14 protein-coding genes, 1 tRNA gene and 1 pseudogene are annotated in these 13,568 nt (G+C 39.3%); 2 read left to right on the top strand and 14 right to left on the bottom strand.

Annotated features, from left to right (window positions below):
• Positions 1-2 precede the first annotated feature (2 nt).
• From ACKGJO_RS12335 to rpmB, 8 genes are all read right to left on the bottom strand, one after another.
• Positions 3-455 (bottom strand): MarR family winged helix-turn-helix transcriptional regulator, encoded by a 453-nt coding sequence (locus ACKGJO_RS12335; RefSeq protein ID WP_411323744.1) that lies wholly within the window; start codon positions 453-455, stop codon positions 3-5.
• 47 nt (positions 456-502) lie between these two features.
• Entirely contained in the window at positions 503-1,270 is a 768-nt protein-coding gene (locus ACKGJO_RS12330) for an exodeoxyribonuclease III (RefSeq protein WP_411323743.1), read from the bottom strand.
• A 10-nt stretch (positions 1,271-1,280) separates the two neighbouring features.
• On the bottom strand, positions 1,281-2,495 hold the full coding sequence (gene tyrS, locus ACKGJO_RS12325) for a tyrosine--tRNA ligase (protein WP_411323742.1): 1,215 nt from the start codon (positions 2,493-2,495) through the stop codon (positions 1,281-1,283).
• Between the two features lie 5 nt (positions 2,496-2,500).
• Positions 2,501-3,061, bottom strand: a complete 561-nt coding sequence (locus tag ACKGJO_RS12320) for a CvpA family protein (RefSeq protein ID WP_411323741.1) — start codon at positions 3,059-3,061, stop codon at positions 2,501-2,503.
• Between the two features lie 7 nt (positions 3,062-3,068).
• Positions 3,069-3,527 (bottom strand): GatB/YqeY domain-containing protein, encoded by a 459-nt coding sequence (locus tag ACKGJO_RS12315; RefSeq protein WP_411323740.1) that lies wholly within the window; start codon positions 3,525-3,527, stop codon positions 3,069-3,071.
• A gap of 87 nt (positions 3,528-3,614) precedes the next feature.
• Positions 3,615-3,785 carry a DUF4295 family protein gene (locus tag ACKGJO_RS12310; RefSeq protein ID WP_411323739.1) on the bottom strand — a complete coding sequence of 57 codons (171 nt, stop codon included), beginning with the start codon at positions 3,783-3,785 and terminating at the stop codon, positions 3,615-3,617.
• Between the two features lie 8 nt (positions 3,786-3,793).
• Positions 3,794-3,958: a 50S ribosomal protein L33 gene (gene rpmG, locus ACKGJO_RS12305; protein ID WP_103664281.1), complete on the bottom strand. Its 165-nt coding sequence runs from the start codon at positions 3,956-3,958 to the stop codon at positions 3,794-3,796.
• A gap of 4 nt (positions 3,959-3,962) precedes the next feature.
• Positions 3,963-4,208 carry a 50S ribosomal protein L28 gene (gene rpmB, locus ACKGJO_RS12300; protein ID WP_411323738.1) on the bottom strand — a complete coding sequence of 82 codons (246 nt, stop codon included), beginning with the start codon at positions 4,206-4,208 and terminating at the stop codon, positions 3,963-3,965.
• 271 nt (positions 4,209-4,479) lie between these two features.
• Here rpmB and gyrB point away from each other — a divergent pair, with 271 nt between their 5' ends.
• Together gyrB and gyrA are read left to right on the top strand one after the other, a co-directional pair.
• Positions 4,480-6,417 (top strand): DNA topoisomerase (ATP-hydrolyzing) subunit B, encoded by a 1,938-nt coding sequence (gene gyrB / locus ACKGJO_RS12295; RefSeq protein WP_411323737.1) that lies wholly within the window; start codon positions 4,480-4,482, stop codon positions 6,415-6,417.
• Between the two features lie 47 nt (positions 6,418-6,464).
• Positions 6,465-8,930 (top strand): DNA gyrase subunit A, encoded by a 2,466-nt coding sequence (gyrA, locus tag ACKGJO_RS12290; RefSeq protein WP_411323736.1) that lies wholly within the window; start codon positions 6,465-6,467, stop codon positions 8,928-8,930.
• Positions 8,931-9,216: 286 nt separating this feature from the next.
• Here the strand turns inward: gyrA and ACKGJO_RS12285 are convergent, their stop codons facing one another.
• The 6 genes and pseudogenes from ACKGJO_RS12285 to ACKGJO_RS12265 form a co-directional block, all read right to left on the bottom strand.
• Positions 9,217-9,945, bottom strand: coding sequence for a helix-turn-helix transcriptional regulator (locus tag ACKGJO_RS12285; protein WP_458860088.1), 729 nt, complete (start codon positions 9,943-9,945; stop codon positions 9,217-9,219).
• 45 nt (positions 9,946-9,990) lie between these two features.
• Positions 9,991-10,155: pseudogene (locus ACKGJO_RS14670) on the bottom strand (helix-turn-helix transcriptional regulator); the annotation flags it as partial.
• Positions 10,148-10,789: a 16S rRNA (guanine(527)-N(7))-methyltransferase RsmG gene (locus tag ACKGJO_RS12280; RefSeq protein ID WP_411323734.1), complete on the bottom strand. Its 642-nt coding sequence runs from the start codon at positions 10,787-10,789 to the stop codon at positions 10,148-10,150. The gene ACKGJO_RS12280 and the pseudogene ACKGJO_RS14670, both read right to left, overlap by 8 nt.
• Positions 10,790-10,803: 14 nt before the next feature.
• On the bottom strand, positions 10,804-12,693 hold the full coding sequence (gene mnmG, locus ACKGJO_RS12275) for a tRNA uridine-5-carboxymethylaminomethyl(34) synthesis enzyme MnmG (RefSeq protein WP_411323733.1): 1,890 nt from the start codon (positions 12,691-12,693) through the stop codon (positions 10,804-10,806).
• Positions 12,694-12,867: 174 nt separating this feature from the next.
• A tRNA-Asp gene (locus tag ACKGJO_RS12270) sits at positions 12,868-12,941 on the bottom strand.
• A gap of 129 nt (positions 12,942-13,070) precedes the next feature.
• Positions 13,071-13,565 carry a glutathione peroxidase gene (locus tag ACKGJO_RS12265; protein ID WP_411323732.1) on the bottom strand — a complete coding sequence of 165 codons (495 nt, stop codon included), beginning with the start codon at positions 13,563-13,565 and terminating at the stop codon, positions 13,071-13,073.
• Between the last annotated feature and the right edge of the window lie 3 nt (positions 13,566-13,568).

Here is a 13,568-nt window from a genome sequence, read left to right as displayed (position 1 = left end):
AGCTACTCTTCTCGTTCTAGCCCAAGCTTCTTACAAATGTAAGCCAATTGTTCCTTTTCCTCAGAGGTGAGTACCGAAAATTCTTCTTTTATTCTTTCGAGATGCTGTGGAAATAAATTTTCAATGTAGTTCCTCCCTTTATCCGTCAGACTGATAATTACGGCACGGCGATCATTGGGGTCAGTAACCTTTTCAACCATCTCATTTTTTAGAAGATTATCGATCACCAGTGTTATGTTTCCGCCGCTTTTAAGTAATTTTTGGCCAAGTTCTCTTTGGTTCAGCGGACCAAGATGCAACAATGCTTCCAGGGCACCGAATTGGGTTACGGTTAAGTTTGCATCTGACAGATGTCGGGATAGCCGGCCATTCACACTTTCACTGGCTCGCGTTAGCTTAATGAACGCATTAAGCGTTCGTTTTTCTTCTTTATCGCCTTTAAAGTGTGTTCCCATCTGATCAAGTTTTTAGCCGAATACATTTATCATATTCAGCTTATTTTTTAAATATCATAACTGATGCTTACCGGTGCATGATCCGAAAGATCCCATTTCTTCTCGATCTCTGCCTGAGTGGCCATTTCAGCTAAGTTTGGTGTAGCCAGATGATAATCAATTCTCCAGCCTTTATTTCGATCTTTAGAGGCCGCTCTGTAACTCCACCAGCTGTACAGGTCTTTTTTATCCGGATGAAGTCGTCTGAATACATCTTCATACCCCCGTTTCAGAAAATCACTTACCCATTGCCGTTCTTCCGGCAAAAACCCTGATGTTTTATGCTGTTTATCAGGATTATGAATATCAATTTCGGTATGACAAATATTAAAATCACCACAGAAGACGGATGGTTTGTCATCATTCGTGAACCGCTCACCAAATTGAATGAATTTATCCAGGAAGTCCATTTTCATGTCCTGTCTTATATCACCGGTGGTTCCGCTTGGGGCGTACACACTGAAGACTCTGAATTTATCATATTCAGCCATAATGATTCGACCTTCAGAGTCTATCCAATCTACATCAATTCCGGTTTCAACCTGCAGAGGCTTCTCCTTGCTGTAAATAGCTACACCTGAATAGCCTTTTTTCTCAGCAACATGATAAAACTCCTGATAATCAAGGTCTTTAATATCATTCGGCACCTGTTTCTCAGTAGCTCTGAGTTCCTGGATGCATATTATGTCCGGTTTACTTTCTTCTACCCAGTCTACAAATCCTTTACGGTGAGCTGCTCTGATACCGTTTACGTTATAAGAACTAATCTTTTTCAAAACCTTATACTTATTTAGCTTTTATAATTGCAAAATTTCTCTTCCCTACTTTCAGTGTAAATTCATCTCCTTCCTTAAAAGTAATTGAGTAATTTTTATCCGTTATCTTTTTATCATTTATACTGATTCCACCCTGCTTTATCATACGTTTGGTTTCACCGTTGCTTGGCGAAAAACCTGTTTCTGCTACAATATCCAACAAACGAATTTCTTCTCCTGACGGGAAACTAAACTCAGGAGCATCATCAGGAACTTCTTTATTGATCACCGTTTTTTCAAAATGTTCTTTAGCCTCTTTGGCCGCTTTTTCACCATGATACATTCTAACAATAGTATAAGCCAGATCATGCTTCGCGTTTCGTGGATCCGACTCAATTTTTTCTTTGACGGTAGGAAGATCTTCTGTTTCAATGTCTGTAACTAACTCAAAATAGGTGTAGATGAGGTCATCCGGAATAGATAATGACTTTCCATACATATCATTTGGATCCTCATTGATACCAATATAATTGTCATACGATTTTGACATCTTCATACTGCCATCAGTACCAACCAGTAACGGCATCATAAGGCAAACCTGTGGTTCCTGTCCATCTTCCTTTTGCAACTGACGTCCTACAAGTAGGTTGAATTTCTGATCAGTTCCTCCGAGTTCTACATCAGACTTCAGGTAAACAGAATCCTGCCCTTGTGCCAGGGGATATAAAAACTCATGCAATGAGATCGGTTCATTGTTTTCAAAACGTTTTGAGAAATCATCTCTTTCAATCATTCTGGCAACCGTCAACTTAGAGGATAACTTAACGACATCCATAAAGTCCATCTCCCCCAACCAATCATAATTATTGGTCAAAGTAAGTTTATCCTCATCGAGTATCTTTTTAGCCTGTTCTATATAGGTATCCGCATTTTCATTCACCTCATTAAGGCTTAATGCCGGTCGGGTTTTATTCTGTCCGGTTGGATCCCCGATCATAGCTGTAAAACCACCAATGATCAATATGACTTCATGCCCCAGATCCTGAAACTGCCTCATTTTTCTAAGGATCACTGAGTGACCTAAGTGTAGGTCAGGTCTAGTCGGATCAACGCCAAGTTTTATCTTAAGAGGTTTATTTTCTTTTTTAGACCTTTTTAATTTTTCAATGAGTTCATCTTGTGGTACAATTTCAACCGTTCCTCTCCGAATGATCTCTAATTGGTCTTCAACCGGTATAAATGCCATTTTATTTATTTATCGTTTAAGAATGGAATGTTATCTAATGGATTGTAGCTTCCAACGTTTTTCTTAAGTGTTTCTGAATAAGTTTCAGCACCGGGATAGATCAAGGCTACTGAATCATAGGCTAATGGAGCTACGTAAATAATTGCGGGATATAAATAAGATTCTTTTCGATTCTCTTCGGCAGGAATATTGAAACCTGATAACAACAACAGAACAGTGCTGACTATTATACAGCTTTTAAGTATACCAAAAGTAGCACCCAGTATTCTATTCACTGAACTGAGTTTGATCACTTTTAAGAACTCCTTGGTACCGTATGCTATAGCTGCGACAATACCAAGTGTGCCGACAAAAAGAATAGTGCCTGAAATAAAGGGTACATATGATGCACCCTCTTCGAACATTGGGCCTATAAGGCCTGTAAACATGTCTAAATATTTAAATGTGATAAATACCGCCAGTATTATACCTACGATATTGAGTACTTCTTTGACCAATCCATTTACCGCACCTTTATAGGCAAAATACAAAACAGGTATTGCGATAATCAGATCCAGGATCAACATTCGGGAATTAGCCTCCCAATTCTTCTTTTACAATTTTACTAACCATTGCCCCTTCTGCTTTTCCTTTTAATTGCCCCATAATCGGGCCCATTACCTTACCCATATCTTGCATACCGGAAGCGCCGACACTGCGTATCTTTTCTTTTACAATTCGTCGCACTTCCTCCTCCTCCATCATTTTTGGCAGATATTGCTCTATGATCTCCAGTTCAGCCTGTTCAATATCAGCAAGATCGTCTCTTCCACCTTCTTTAAACTGCTCGATAGATTCTTTGCGCTGCTTGGCAGCTTTCATTAATACCCCCACAGATTGCTCATCCGTAAGCTCAGCTTCACCTTCTTTTCGCTCACTGATTTCTTTTTCCATCAGTTTCGATTTCAATGAACGCAAAACCTTAAGACGGTCTTGATCTTGAGTTTTCATTGCTTTCTTAATATCCGATGCTAATAATTCTTTAATAGACATATATGTTCCTCCTCTCTAAAAATAACCAAAAAAAAAGGTTACACAATCATTATTGCGTAACCTTAGACATTCTTTATGAATAAGCTATCAGGATTTATTCTGCTTAATATATTCCTGCACATTATCCTGATCCATCATCACCTCTTTATAGGCATACTTACCTTTGTCATTCTTGGTGGCCATAATAACCTTTGCCATTTTTCGGTGCGCTGCTTTTGCTGATAGTGCGTCTTGTCCAAATGCTTGCTTCTTAGCCATATCTCTGGTTATTTAATTTCTTTGTGAACAGTATGTTTACGAAGAACCGGATTGTATTTTTTCAGTTCAAGTCGATCAGTAGTCGTTCTTCGATTTTTTGTCGTAACATAGCGAGATGAACCGGGTTTTTCGGTACACTCTAAAATTACCTGAACTCTGTTTCCTTTTGCCATGGTTTTATACTTCTTTTAAAAGAGTTCCATTTTTCCGCGCGTCTTTAAGCACCGCAGAAATTCCTTTCTTGTTTATTGTTCTCACAGTTTTAGCAGAAACCTTAAGTGTCACCCACTTATCTTCTTCAGGAACATAAAAACGACGCTTTTGCAAGTTCAACTGAAAGCGGTGTTTCGTTTTATTATTCGACTTAGATGAACGGTAACCGTTCAAAGCTCCTTTGCCTGTAATATCGTCTTTTCGCGACATCGTACTCTTAGGTTAATTCATAATGAAAATAGACACCAAAGATAGAGCTATAAACATCAAAGTTCAATGATTTTGAACACGAAAATTTGAATTATCCACATTTTTCTGAATTATCCACACTGTGAAGCCTTTTGTTGGCTCTGTATTTTAACCCAGAACGCACTCCTCTATTAATTTGAACAAATACCTTTCCTTTTTTTGATTTTGCCTGTGTAAGCTCTATTTTCTGCCATCAATCAACTCATCTAACAAAGCTATCACTCCATAAATTATGGCAAAAAAACAAGGATCTGACTACAAGGCTTCGAACATACAGGTTTTGGAGGGGCTGGAAGCGGTTAGAAAGCGTCCTTCTATGTATATCGGGGACACAGGACAGCGCGGACTTCACCACCTTATCAATGAAGTTGTAGATAATTCAATTGATGAAGCCCTTGCCGGTTATTGTGACTATATAAATGTTACCATCAATGAAGACGGCTCAATGACCATTTTCGATAATGGTCGTGGTATTCCCGTCGACACTCATGAAAAACTCGGAATTCCTGCCGTTGAGGTTGTTCTTACCAAACTTCACGCCGGTGGTAAATTTGATAAGGATTCTTATAAGGTATCCGGTGGTTTACACGGTGTCGGTGTTAGTTGTGTGAATGCCCTTGCAAGTAAATTCCGTGCTGAGATTCACAGAGACGGCGAAATTCATGTGATGGAGTTTTCCAAAGGCGCAACTACTATTCCTCTTTCAGTTAAAGGAAAAACAGACAAAACAGGTACAAAGATCTCCTTCACTCCTGACCCTGAGATCTTTACCCAGACAACCGAATTCAAGTTTGATATTATCGCAGAACGCATGCGCGAACTTGCTTTCCTAAATCCTGAGATAACCATTGACCTTGTAGATGAAAGGGAAGAAGACGAAGACCTTAAAAAGGAAGTTTACCATTACGAAGGCGGTGTAAAAGATTTTGTCGATTTTCTTGACGAACACCGTGAATCTATGCTTGAAACGCCAATTCACATTACCGGAGACATTGACAATGTACCTGTAGAAATTGCAATTCAGTATAATAGTTCCTTTTCAGAGAACGTACATTCTTATGTAAATAATATTAATACAAAAGAAGGCGGTACTCATGTTTCCGGATTCCGGAGAGCCCTGACCCGTTCTCTGAAATCTTATGCTGAGAAAAACCGTCTTATAAAGTCGAATAGTAAAATCAATGTATCAGGCGAAGACTTCCGGGAAGGGATGACTGCTGTACTCAGTGTCAAAGTTCAGGAGCCTCAATTTGAGGGCCAGACCAAAACTAAATTGGGTAATTCAGAAGTTCAAAGTGCCGTTGAAATTGTTGTTTATGATCAACTGAATGAGTACCTGGAACAAAATCCTAAAGCGGCTAAAAAGGTTATCGAAAAAGTAGTGCTGGCTGCTGAGGCAAGAGAAGCTGCCCGTAAAGCGCGACAGCTCGTACAGCGCAAGAGTGTTATGAGCGGAGGCGGTTTACCCGGAAAGCTGGCTGATTGCTCCATAAAAGATCCTGAACATAGTGAAATTTATCTCGTTGAGGGTGATTCTGCCGGTGGTTCTGCTAAAATGGGCCGCAATAGGAGTTTCCAGGCTATCCTGCCACTAAGAGGTAAAATACTTAATGTGGAAAAGGCAAAGATCAACCGAATCCTTGAAAACAAAGAGATTCAGGCCATGATCACAGCACTTGGAACAGGTGTTGGTCATGGTGATGAAGATTTTGATGTTGATAAACTTCGCTATCACAAGATAATCGTCATGACAGATGCAGATGTGGATGGTTCGCACATTCGCACACTATTATTGACCTTTTTCTACCGATATATGCGCCCTCTTATCGAAAATGGCTTTGTATATATAGCTACACCTCCTCTATACAGAATCACTGTCGGAAAGAACATTGAATATGCCTGGGATGAGGACACACGGGATAAACTCGTAAAAGAACTGAAAAAAGGGCGAAGAAAATTTGATGTCTCCAGGTATAAGGGACTCGGGGAGATGAATCCTGAGCAGCTCTGGGAAACAACGATGGACCCTGAAACCAGAACACTGCAACAGGTTAATGTTGAAAGTGCTGCGGGAGCAGATAAATTGTTTTCCACTCTCATGGGTGGTGATGTTGAACCTCGCCGAGAGTTTATTGAGCGTAATGCCAAATATGCCAACATTGACATCTAAACTAGAATCAATTCACTAAGAATTTAACTGACTTTTATAGCTGATTTATGGCCAGAGAAAAAATTATTCCAATAACTATTGAAGACGAAATGCAATCTTCGTACATCGATTACTCGATGTCTGTGATTGTTTCACGTGCCCTGCCCGATGTACGGGACGGATTAAAACCGGTTCACCGTCGTATTCTGTACGGTATGAATGACCTTGGCATGCTTCACAACAGAAATTATAAGAAAAGTGCCCGTATTGTTGGTGAGGTTTTAGGTAAGTATCACCCTCACGGTGATAGTGCAGTATATGATTCGATCGTTAGGATGGTACAGGATTTCTCACTCAGATATCCACTGGCTGACGGACAGGGCAACTTCGGTTCTATTGATGGAGACAGTGCAGCAGCCATGCGTTATACTGAGGTTCGCATGGACCGACTTTCTGAAGAAATGTTGGCTGATATCAACAAAGAAACAGTAGATTTTTCCCCTAACTTTGATGACACACTTGAAGAGCCAACAGTGCTTCCAAGTATGCTGCCAAATCTTCTGATCAATGGTTCTTCCGGTATTGCTGTGGGTATGGCCACTAATATGGCTCCACATAACATGTCTGAAGTCATTGATGGAGTTCAGGCATATATAGATGATCCTAATATTGAGATCAAAGAGTTGATGAAACATATCACAGCTCCTGATTTCCCAACAGCCGGTATTATCTATGGCTATGAAGGTGTTAAAGAAGCTTATGAGACAGGTCGTGGTAAAGTAACTCTTCGTGCTCGTGCCAATACTGAGGAATTACGTGGAAACCGTGAACAGATCGTAATTACCGAAATTCCGTATCAGGTTAACAAGAGTACCTTAATCCAAAAGATCGCAGCTCTTGTTAACGATGAAAAGATCACTGAAATATCAGAAGTAAGAGACGAGTCTGATCGCGAGGGTATTCGAATCGTTATTATCTTAAAACGATCAGCCAACGCTGGAGTGGTTCTGAACCAATTGTACAAGTACACTCAAATGCAGACCACTTTTGGTATTATTAGCCTTGCTTTGGTCAAAGGTCGACCAAAGGTTATGAATCTGAAGGAGCTCATCTATCATTTTGTTGAGCACCGTGTCGATATCATTATTCGTCGTACTATTTATGATCTTGATCAGGCTGAAGCCAGGGCTCATATTCTTGAAGGTCTCAAGATCGCTCTTGATAATCTTGATGAAGTCATTAAAACAATTCGAGCTTCAAACAGTCCTAACGAAGCAAATATTGAACTTCGTAAGAAATTTGCCTTGACAGATATCCAGGCTAAAGCCATTTTGGATATGCGTTTGCAAAAACTCACCGGACTTGAAAGAGAGAAAATTGACGGTGAATATCGTGAGATCATTGAAAAGATCGCTGACTATCGCGAGATACTTTCCAATCGAGATGAACAAACAGCTATTATCAAGGAAGAGCTTGCAGACCTCAAAAATCGTTATGGTGACGAAAGAAGAACACAAGTTGTTCATTCTGCTGAGGACTTTAACATTGAAGATATGATCGCCAATGAAGATGTGGTGGTTACTATTTCCAATAAAGGCTTTATTAAGCGAATGCCCGTAAGCGGTTATCGGCGACAGCGTCGTGGCGGAAAAGGAATGAAAGGAACCACCACACGCGATGAGGAATATGTAGAACATTTATTTGTAGCTACAACTCATAATTACATTCTTTTCTTTACAGAGAAAGGAATGTGTTACTGGCTCAAGGTCTATGAAATTCCAGAAGGTGGACGCCTTGCAAGAGGACGAGCTATCGTGAATCTTATCGATATTGATAAGGATGATCAAATCAAAGCCTTTGTTCCGGTTAAAACTCTTGATGATGAAGATTATATAAATGATCATTCTATTATCATGGCAACCAAGGATGGGCTTGTTAAGAAAACAACCCTTGAAGCTTACAGTCGGCCAAGAAGAGATGGCATCATCGCCATTAATATAAAAGAAGGTGATAGTCTCCTGGGCGCTCAGCTTACAGACGGTGACAGTCAGATCATTCTTGCTAATAAAAACGGACGGGCTATCAGATTCCATGAAAGTGAAGTTCGGGATATGGGCCGTAACACATCAGGCGTTAAGGGCATGAACCTTAGTAAAGACGGAGAGATCGTGGACATGGTCGTTATCCGAAATGCACATGAGGCAACGGTTCTCGCAATGTCTGAAAACGGATATGGCAAACGTTCTTTAGTGGACGACTATCGAGAGCAATCCAGAGGAGGTAAAGGAGTGATTACATTAAAGATAACTCCTAAGACCGGAAACTTGATCGCTCTTAAAGAAGTAACAGATCAGGATGATCTGATGATCATAACTGAGAAAGGCAAAGTGATTCGAATGAATTGCGGTGGAATTAGAACCATGGGTAGAAATACACAGGGTGTCCGAATAATGCGCTTAGATTCTGATGGAGCAATAGCCGCTATAACTCGGGTTGTTAACGAGGAAGAAGGTGAAGAGGAAGATGAGGATTAACATCCTGATCTTCAGATAATTTATTGACCTAAAAAGGGCTTCAGAAGTGAAGCCCTTTTTTTATTCATCAAAGTCTGCAGTTTTAAAATTCGACACAAAATAAAACCATTCGATAATTTGATCTCTTTGGAGTTTCATGATCTATCCCTTTACATCTCAAACTAAAAAACCTAATAAGACGAAGGTATTAGCGTTCACCCATCTGGAACATTAGATGGACTCCAAAATTCAAATCCCTTTAATTACCTGCATTTTAAAGATCTTCTGAAACCATATACCCAAGGAATCATTGATTTAACATATCTTTTAAAAGTAACTTTCTCTTTTCAATTAACTTTTCCGGTGCAACAATTTTCACTTTTCTTCCAAATTGAAGCAACCACTCGTTTATAAAAGCTAAATTATCAAATTTAAAACTCACCTTAATAATTTCAGAATTTAAAGGTTCTTTCTTAATAATTTTAGCCGGTATATTGGCTTCTAAGCGCGCTAACTCTTTTTTTTCGATATCTAGTATTATCATTTCTGATGTCGTCTCTGAGCCGTAAATAAGGCGCTCTACATCAATTTCATCTTTTAGTGTGTAATTCTCTTCGAGAATTTTAACTTCTTCAATACTTTCGAGTATAAAATTCCTGCTTTCGCCTCTAAGATGAGATCGCCCAATTACATTCCAGTGATCTTCGTAAAAAACCAAAATATATGGATCAATTTTTCGGATCCCGGTTTCACCGGACTTAGTTGTGTATTTAAATTGCATTCTTTTTTCCTGGGCAATCGCACTGCTGATCAAATACCAGTTTCCCCCTTTCTTTTTCTCGCCCCCGAATTTAAGGTAAGGATCTACAATGGTCCTACCCTCTAGTGAGACCATAAATTCTTTTAGTTCATCAGGGAGGACATTTTTAATTTTCACATCAACACCTTTTGCATCTTCAACAAGCCCTTCATCAACCTGCGATTTCACAAAATTAAGCCCAACCATGATGGTTGCGAGCTCTTTGGATGTAAACATTAAGGGCGGGATCTTGTATCCATCGATCAAACCATACCCTGAGTACCTATCCCACGTCACAGGAACATTAATTTCTTCTAAAGCATTGAAATCCCTGAATATAGTTCGCCTACTTACGCCAAAGTGTTCTGCCAGTTCGTTAACTGTTTTACTCTTACCGGGCTGCTGCAACAACAGCATTAATTTCAGTCTTCTTTCAGAGCTATTCATGTTTGAGCCTTGTTATTTCAACCAATGCCTTACCATCATAAAAAGGATTATTCTTCTGCTCAAGTGAAAACACATTAATTTTCAATGGTTGTACAATTCCTTCTAATTCTTTCTCGACTTCATCCCCTCCTTTTAACAGGATAATGCCCAGCCACGGCTTTTCTCCTATCAATTCAAATAAATCATTGATCTTAAAAGCATGCTTAGAAACGACACATGCTCCTTCAGTTAACTCAATATCAGCTATTGATCCATTAACTGCCTTACAGTGATTTAGCTGTAATTTTAAAATCATTTGCTTACAAGCCATGATCTTTTTTGAAACGATATCATTTAGCACAACTTTTTTATCCTCATCTAAAATACATAAGGGAATACCCGGTAACCCCCCGCCCGACCCTGCATCAATAATTTTATCGGCCCGCCTGAAGATATCAGAACTGGCTATCACCAAAGAGTGCCTCACGTGTTCGACAATAGTTTCACGTGAAACATCTCTGCTTACAAGATTAACTCGTTCGTTCCACCATAGAAGATGATCAACGTATTCTCTTATTTTTTCCGAATGTTTTTGCAGCAATTTCTCTGCTAAGGCAAAATCAGTAAATTTTTGAAATTTTATCTCATGTTTCACGTGAAACACCTTGTTTAATTTTTAAGATAAACCATTAAAACAGACACGTCACTAGCCGAAACACCGCTTATTCTACTAGCCTGACCAATTGTTTCCGGCTTAACCTTTCTTAGCTTTTGCATACCTTCAGTAGAAAGGCTTTTTATATTTGAGTATTCAATTTGTTCAGGTATTTCCATGTTCTCTTGTTTTTCCAGCTCTTTAACCATCTCGAATTCTTTTTCTATATATCCGGCATACTTGATCTGGATCTCTATCTGCTCAAGTACTTTTTCGTCATTCGTAACAGAAGAGATCTCATTCCTCAGAGACTGATCATGCTCCATCATGTCATTTAAATTGATTTCCGGCCTAAGCAGTATTTTTTGCGCCTTCATGGGCTGAGGCATTAAAGAGCTATTTTTGCTTTCAAGAAGGGGGTCTATTTGTTCAGGCCGCACGGTGTAGTTTTTAATAATAGAATCAAGCTTTTTCAGTGCAGCCCTTTTTACTTCCATTTTTTTTAATCTTTCATCAGTGGCCAATCCGATCTTATGCCCTATCTCAGTAAGCCTTAGATCAGCATTATCCTGCCTAAGTAAAATCCTATGCTCTGCCCTTGAGGTGAACATTCGATACGGCTCTTCAGTCCCCTTATTTATAAGATCATCAATAAGTACACCGATATAGGCTTCAGATCTTTGAAGAATCAATGGATCTTTACCTTGAATGTTAAGGGCTGCGTTTATTCCAGCCATCAATCCCTGGCAAGCTGCTTCTTCATAACCTGTAGTACCATTAATTTGACCTGCAAAATACAGCCCACCAACCAGTTTTGTTTCTAAAGAGCGACGAATCTGATGAGGTGGAAAATAATCATATTCAATTGCATAGCCGGGTCGTATCATAATAACTTCTTCGAAACCAGGTATAGTCCGAAGTGCCTGATATTGCACATCTTCGGGTAAAGATGTAGAGAATCCGTTCAAATACATCTCATAAGTACTCCATCCTTCCGGCTCAAGGAATAATTGGTGCCGATCCTTATCAGCAAATCTATCAATTTTATCTTCAATACTTGGGCAGTAACGGGGGCCAATTGATTTAATACGACCATTAAACATTGGACTTCTATCAAACCCGGTTTTAAGTACCTCGTGCACTTTCTCATTAGTGTAGCCGATCCAGCAAGTTAACTGCTCTTCCAGAGATGGCAGTGATTCAGTCATAAAGGAAAAACCTGAAGGATCCTCATCACCGTACTGTACTTCTAATTTAGAATAGTCGACGGTTCTTCCATCAATTCTTGGCGGTGTTCCTGTTTTTAATCTACCTACTTCAAAGCCAAGATCTTCCAGTGAAGCTGATATACCAACAGAAGCTCGCTCACCTGATCTGCCACCGCCAAATTGAGTTTCCCCAATATGGATCAAACCATTTAAAAAAGTCCCGCTGGTAAGTATCACACTGTGAGAATAAAACTTTTGACCGGTTTGAGTGATTACACCATCGATTTTATTATGGTCTTCAGAAACAATTAGATCAACAACATTATCTTGTCTGAAAAAGAGGTTTTCCTTTTTTTCAAGTTTCTCCCTCATAGTTTGATTATAGAGCACACGATCACTTTGGCATCTGGGGCTCCACATGGCCGGTCCTTTGCTAAGATTTAACATCCTGAACTGAACACCGGTCTCATCACTTACTTTTCCGGAGAGCCCCCCAAGAGCATCTATCTCTCGAACCAATTGTCCTTTCGCAACACCGCCCATGGCAGGATTACAAGACATTTTAGCAATTGCTTCCAGGTTCATTGTAATTAATAGTGTTTTGGCTCCCATTTGGGCCGCGGCACCTGCCGCTTCACTACCAGCGTGTCCACCACCTACAACAATGACATCGTATTTTGGATTTATATGATCCATTACTTACTGTTTTTTATTTATTTATATCTTATTTAAACCCGCTATGATAACTAAGATAAGAAATTACAGTTCTCTCTACTATACGTTCGGTCTTATGGCAGGCATTACTATATGTTTATATAAATATTCCTTAAACAAAAAAAGCTTCCAACAAATGTTGAAAGCTTTGATTTGCGATCCGGAAGGGACTCGAACCCTCGACCTCCTGCGTGACAGGCAGGCGTTCTAACCAACTGAACTACCGGACCTTTTTGAGAGAGCACTAAATATACGGACCATTATACTTCGATGTCAAGAAGTTTTAAAAACTATTCAAAAAAATAAGGAACACGGATACAACCATGTTCCTTAGATCAGGATGAATAATAAATAATTAATTAAAGAGCCTCAGAGACAGCAGTAACGATCTCATCACTTTCAGGTTTAACATCGCTTCTAAATCTTCTCATCAAGTTGCCCTCTTTATCGATAAGAAACTTTTCAAAATTCCATTTTATCTCTCCGGTAAAGTCAGGGTTCTGTGCTTGAGTCAAGTAAGTAAATAATTTCGATTGATCCTCCCCTTTAACAGAAACCTTGGAAAACATTGGAAATTCAACACCATAGTTAAGAGTGCAAAACTGTTTGATCTCCTCATCGGATCCAGGTTCTTGTCCATTAAAATTATTGGCAGGGAAACCAAGAATTACCAATCCGTCATCTTTATACTTTTCATAGAGATTTTGCAACCCTTCATATTGTGGAGTGTAACCACATTTTGAGGCTACATTCACAACAAGGATTACTTTACCTTTATATTTATCTAAGGAAACTTCTTTGCCATCAATATCCTTCATCTTATAATTAAAGATACTATCATTAGTTGTATTCATACT

It is taken from the genome of Gracilimonas qinghaiensis (assembly GCF_046602855.1).
Classification (GTDB): Bacteria; Bacteroidota; Rhodothermia; order Balneolales; family Balneolaceae; genus Gracilimonas.
The sequence above is the reverse complement of the archived record's forward strand: the minus strand, read 5'-3'. Positions and strand labels throughout refer to the sequence as shown.

Bases quoted from the DNA above. Each gene is read 5' to 3' on its own strand.
- ACKGJO_RS12335 (WP_411323744.1), bottom strand. From the start codon at position 455: ATGGGAACACACTTTAAAGGCGATAAAGAAGAAAAACGAACGCTTAAT.
- tyrS (WP_411323742.1), bottom strand. From the start codon at position 2,495: ATGGCATTTATACCGGTTGAAGACCAATTAGAGATCATTCGGAGAGGA.
- ACKGJO_RS12320 (WP_411323741.1), bottom strand. From the start codon at position 3,061: ATGTTGATCCTGGATCTGATTATCGCAATACCTGTTTTGTATTTTGCC.
- ACKGJO_RS12315 (WP_411323740.1), bottom strand. From the start codon at position 3,527: ATGTCTATTAAAGAATTATTAGCATCGGATATTAAGAAAGCAATGAAA.
- ACKGJO_RS12310 (WP_411323739.1), bottom strand. From the start codon at position 3,785: ATGGCTAAGAAGCAAGCATTTGGACAAGACGCACTATCAGCAAAAGCA.
- rpmG (WP_103664281.1), bottom strand. From the start codon at position 3,958: ATGGCAAAAGGAAACAGAGTTCAGGTAATTTTAGAGTGTACCGAAAAA.
- rpmB (WP_411323738.1), bottom strand. From the start codon at position 4,208: ATGTCGCGAAAAGACGATATTACAGGCAAAGGAGCTTTGAACGGTTAC.
- gyrB (WP_411323737.1), top strand. From the start codon at position 4,480: ATGGCAAAAAAACAAGGATCTGACTACAAGGCTTCGAACATACAGGTT.
- gyrA (WP_411323736.1), top strand. From the start codon at position 6,465: ATGGCCAGAGAAAAAATTATTCCAATAACTATTGAAGACGAAATGCAA.
- ACKGJO_RS12285 (WP_458860088.1), bottom strand. From the start codon at position 9,945: ATGTTTACATCCAAAGAGCTCGCAACCATCATGGTTGGGCTTAATTTT.
- mnmG (WP_411323733.1), bottom strand. From the start codon at position 12,693: ATGGATCATATAAATCCAAAATACGATGTCATTGTTGTAGGTGGTGGA.
- ACKGJO_RS12265 (WP_411323732.1), bottom strand. From the start codon at position 13,565: ATGAATACAACTAATGATAGTATCTTTAATTATAAGATGAAGGATATT.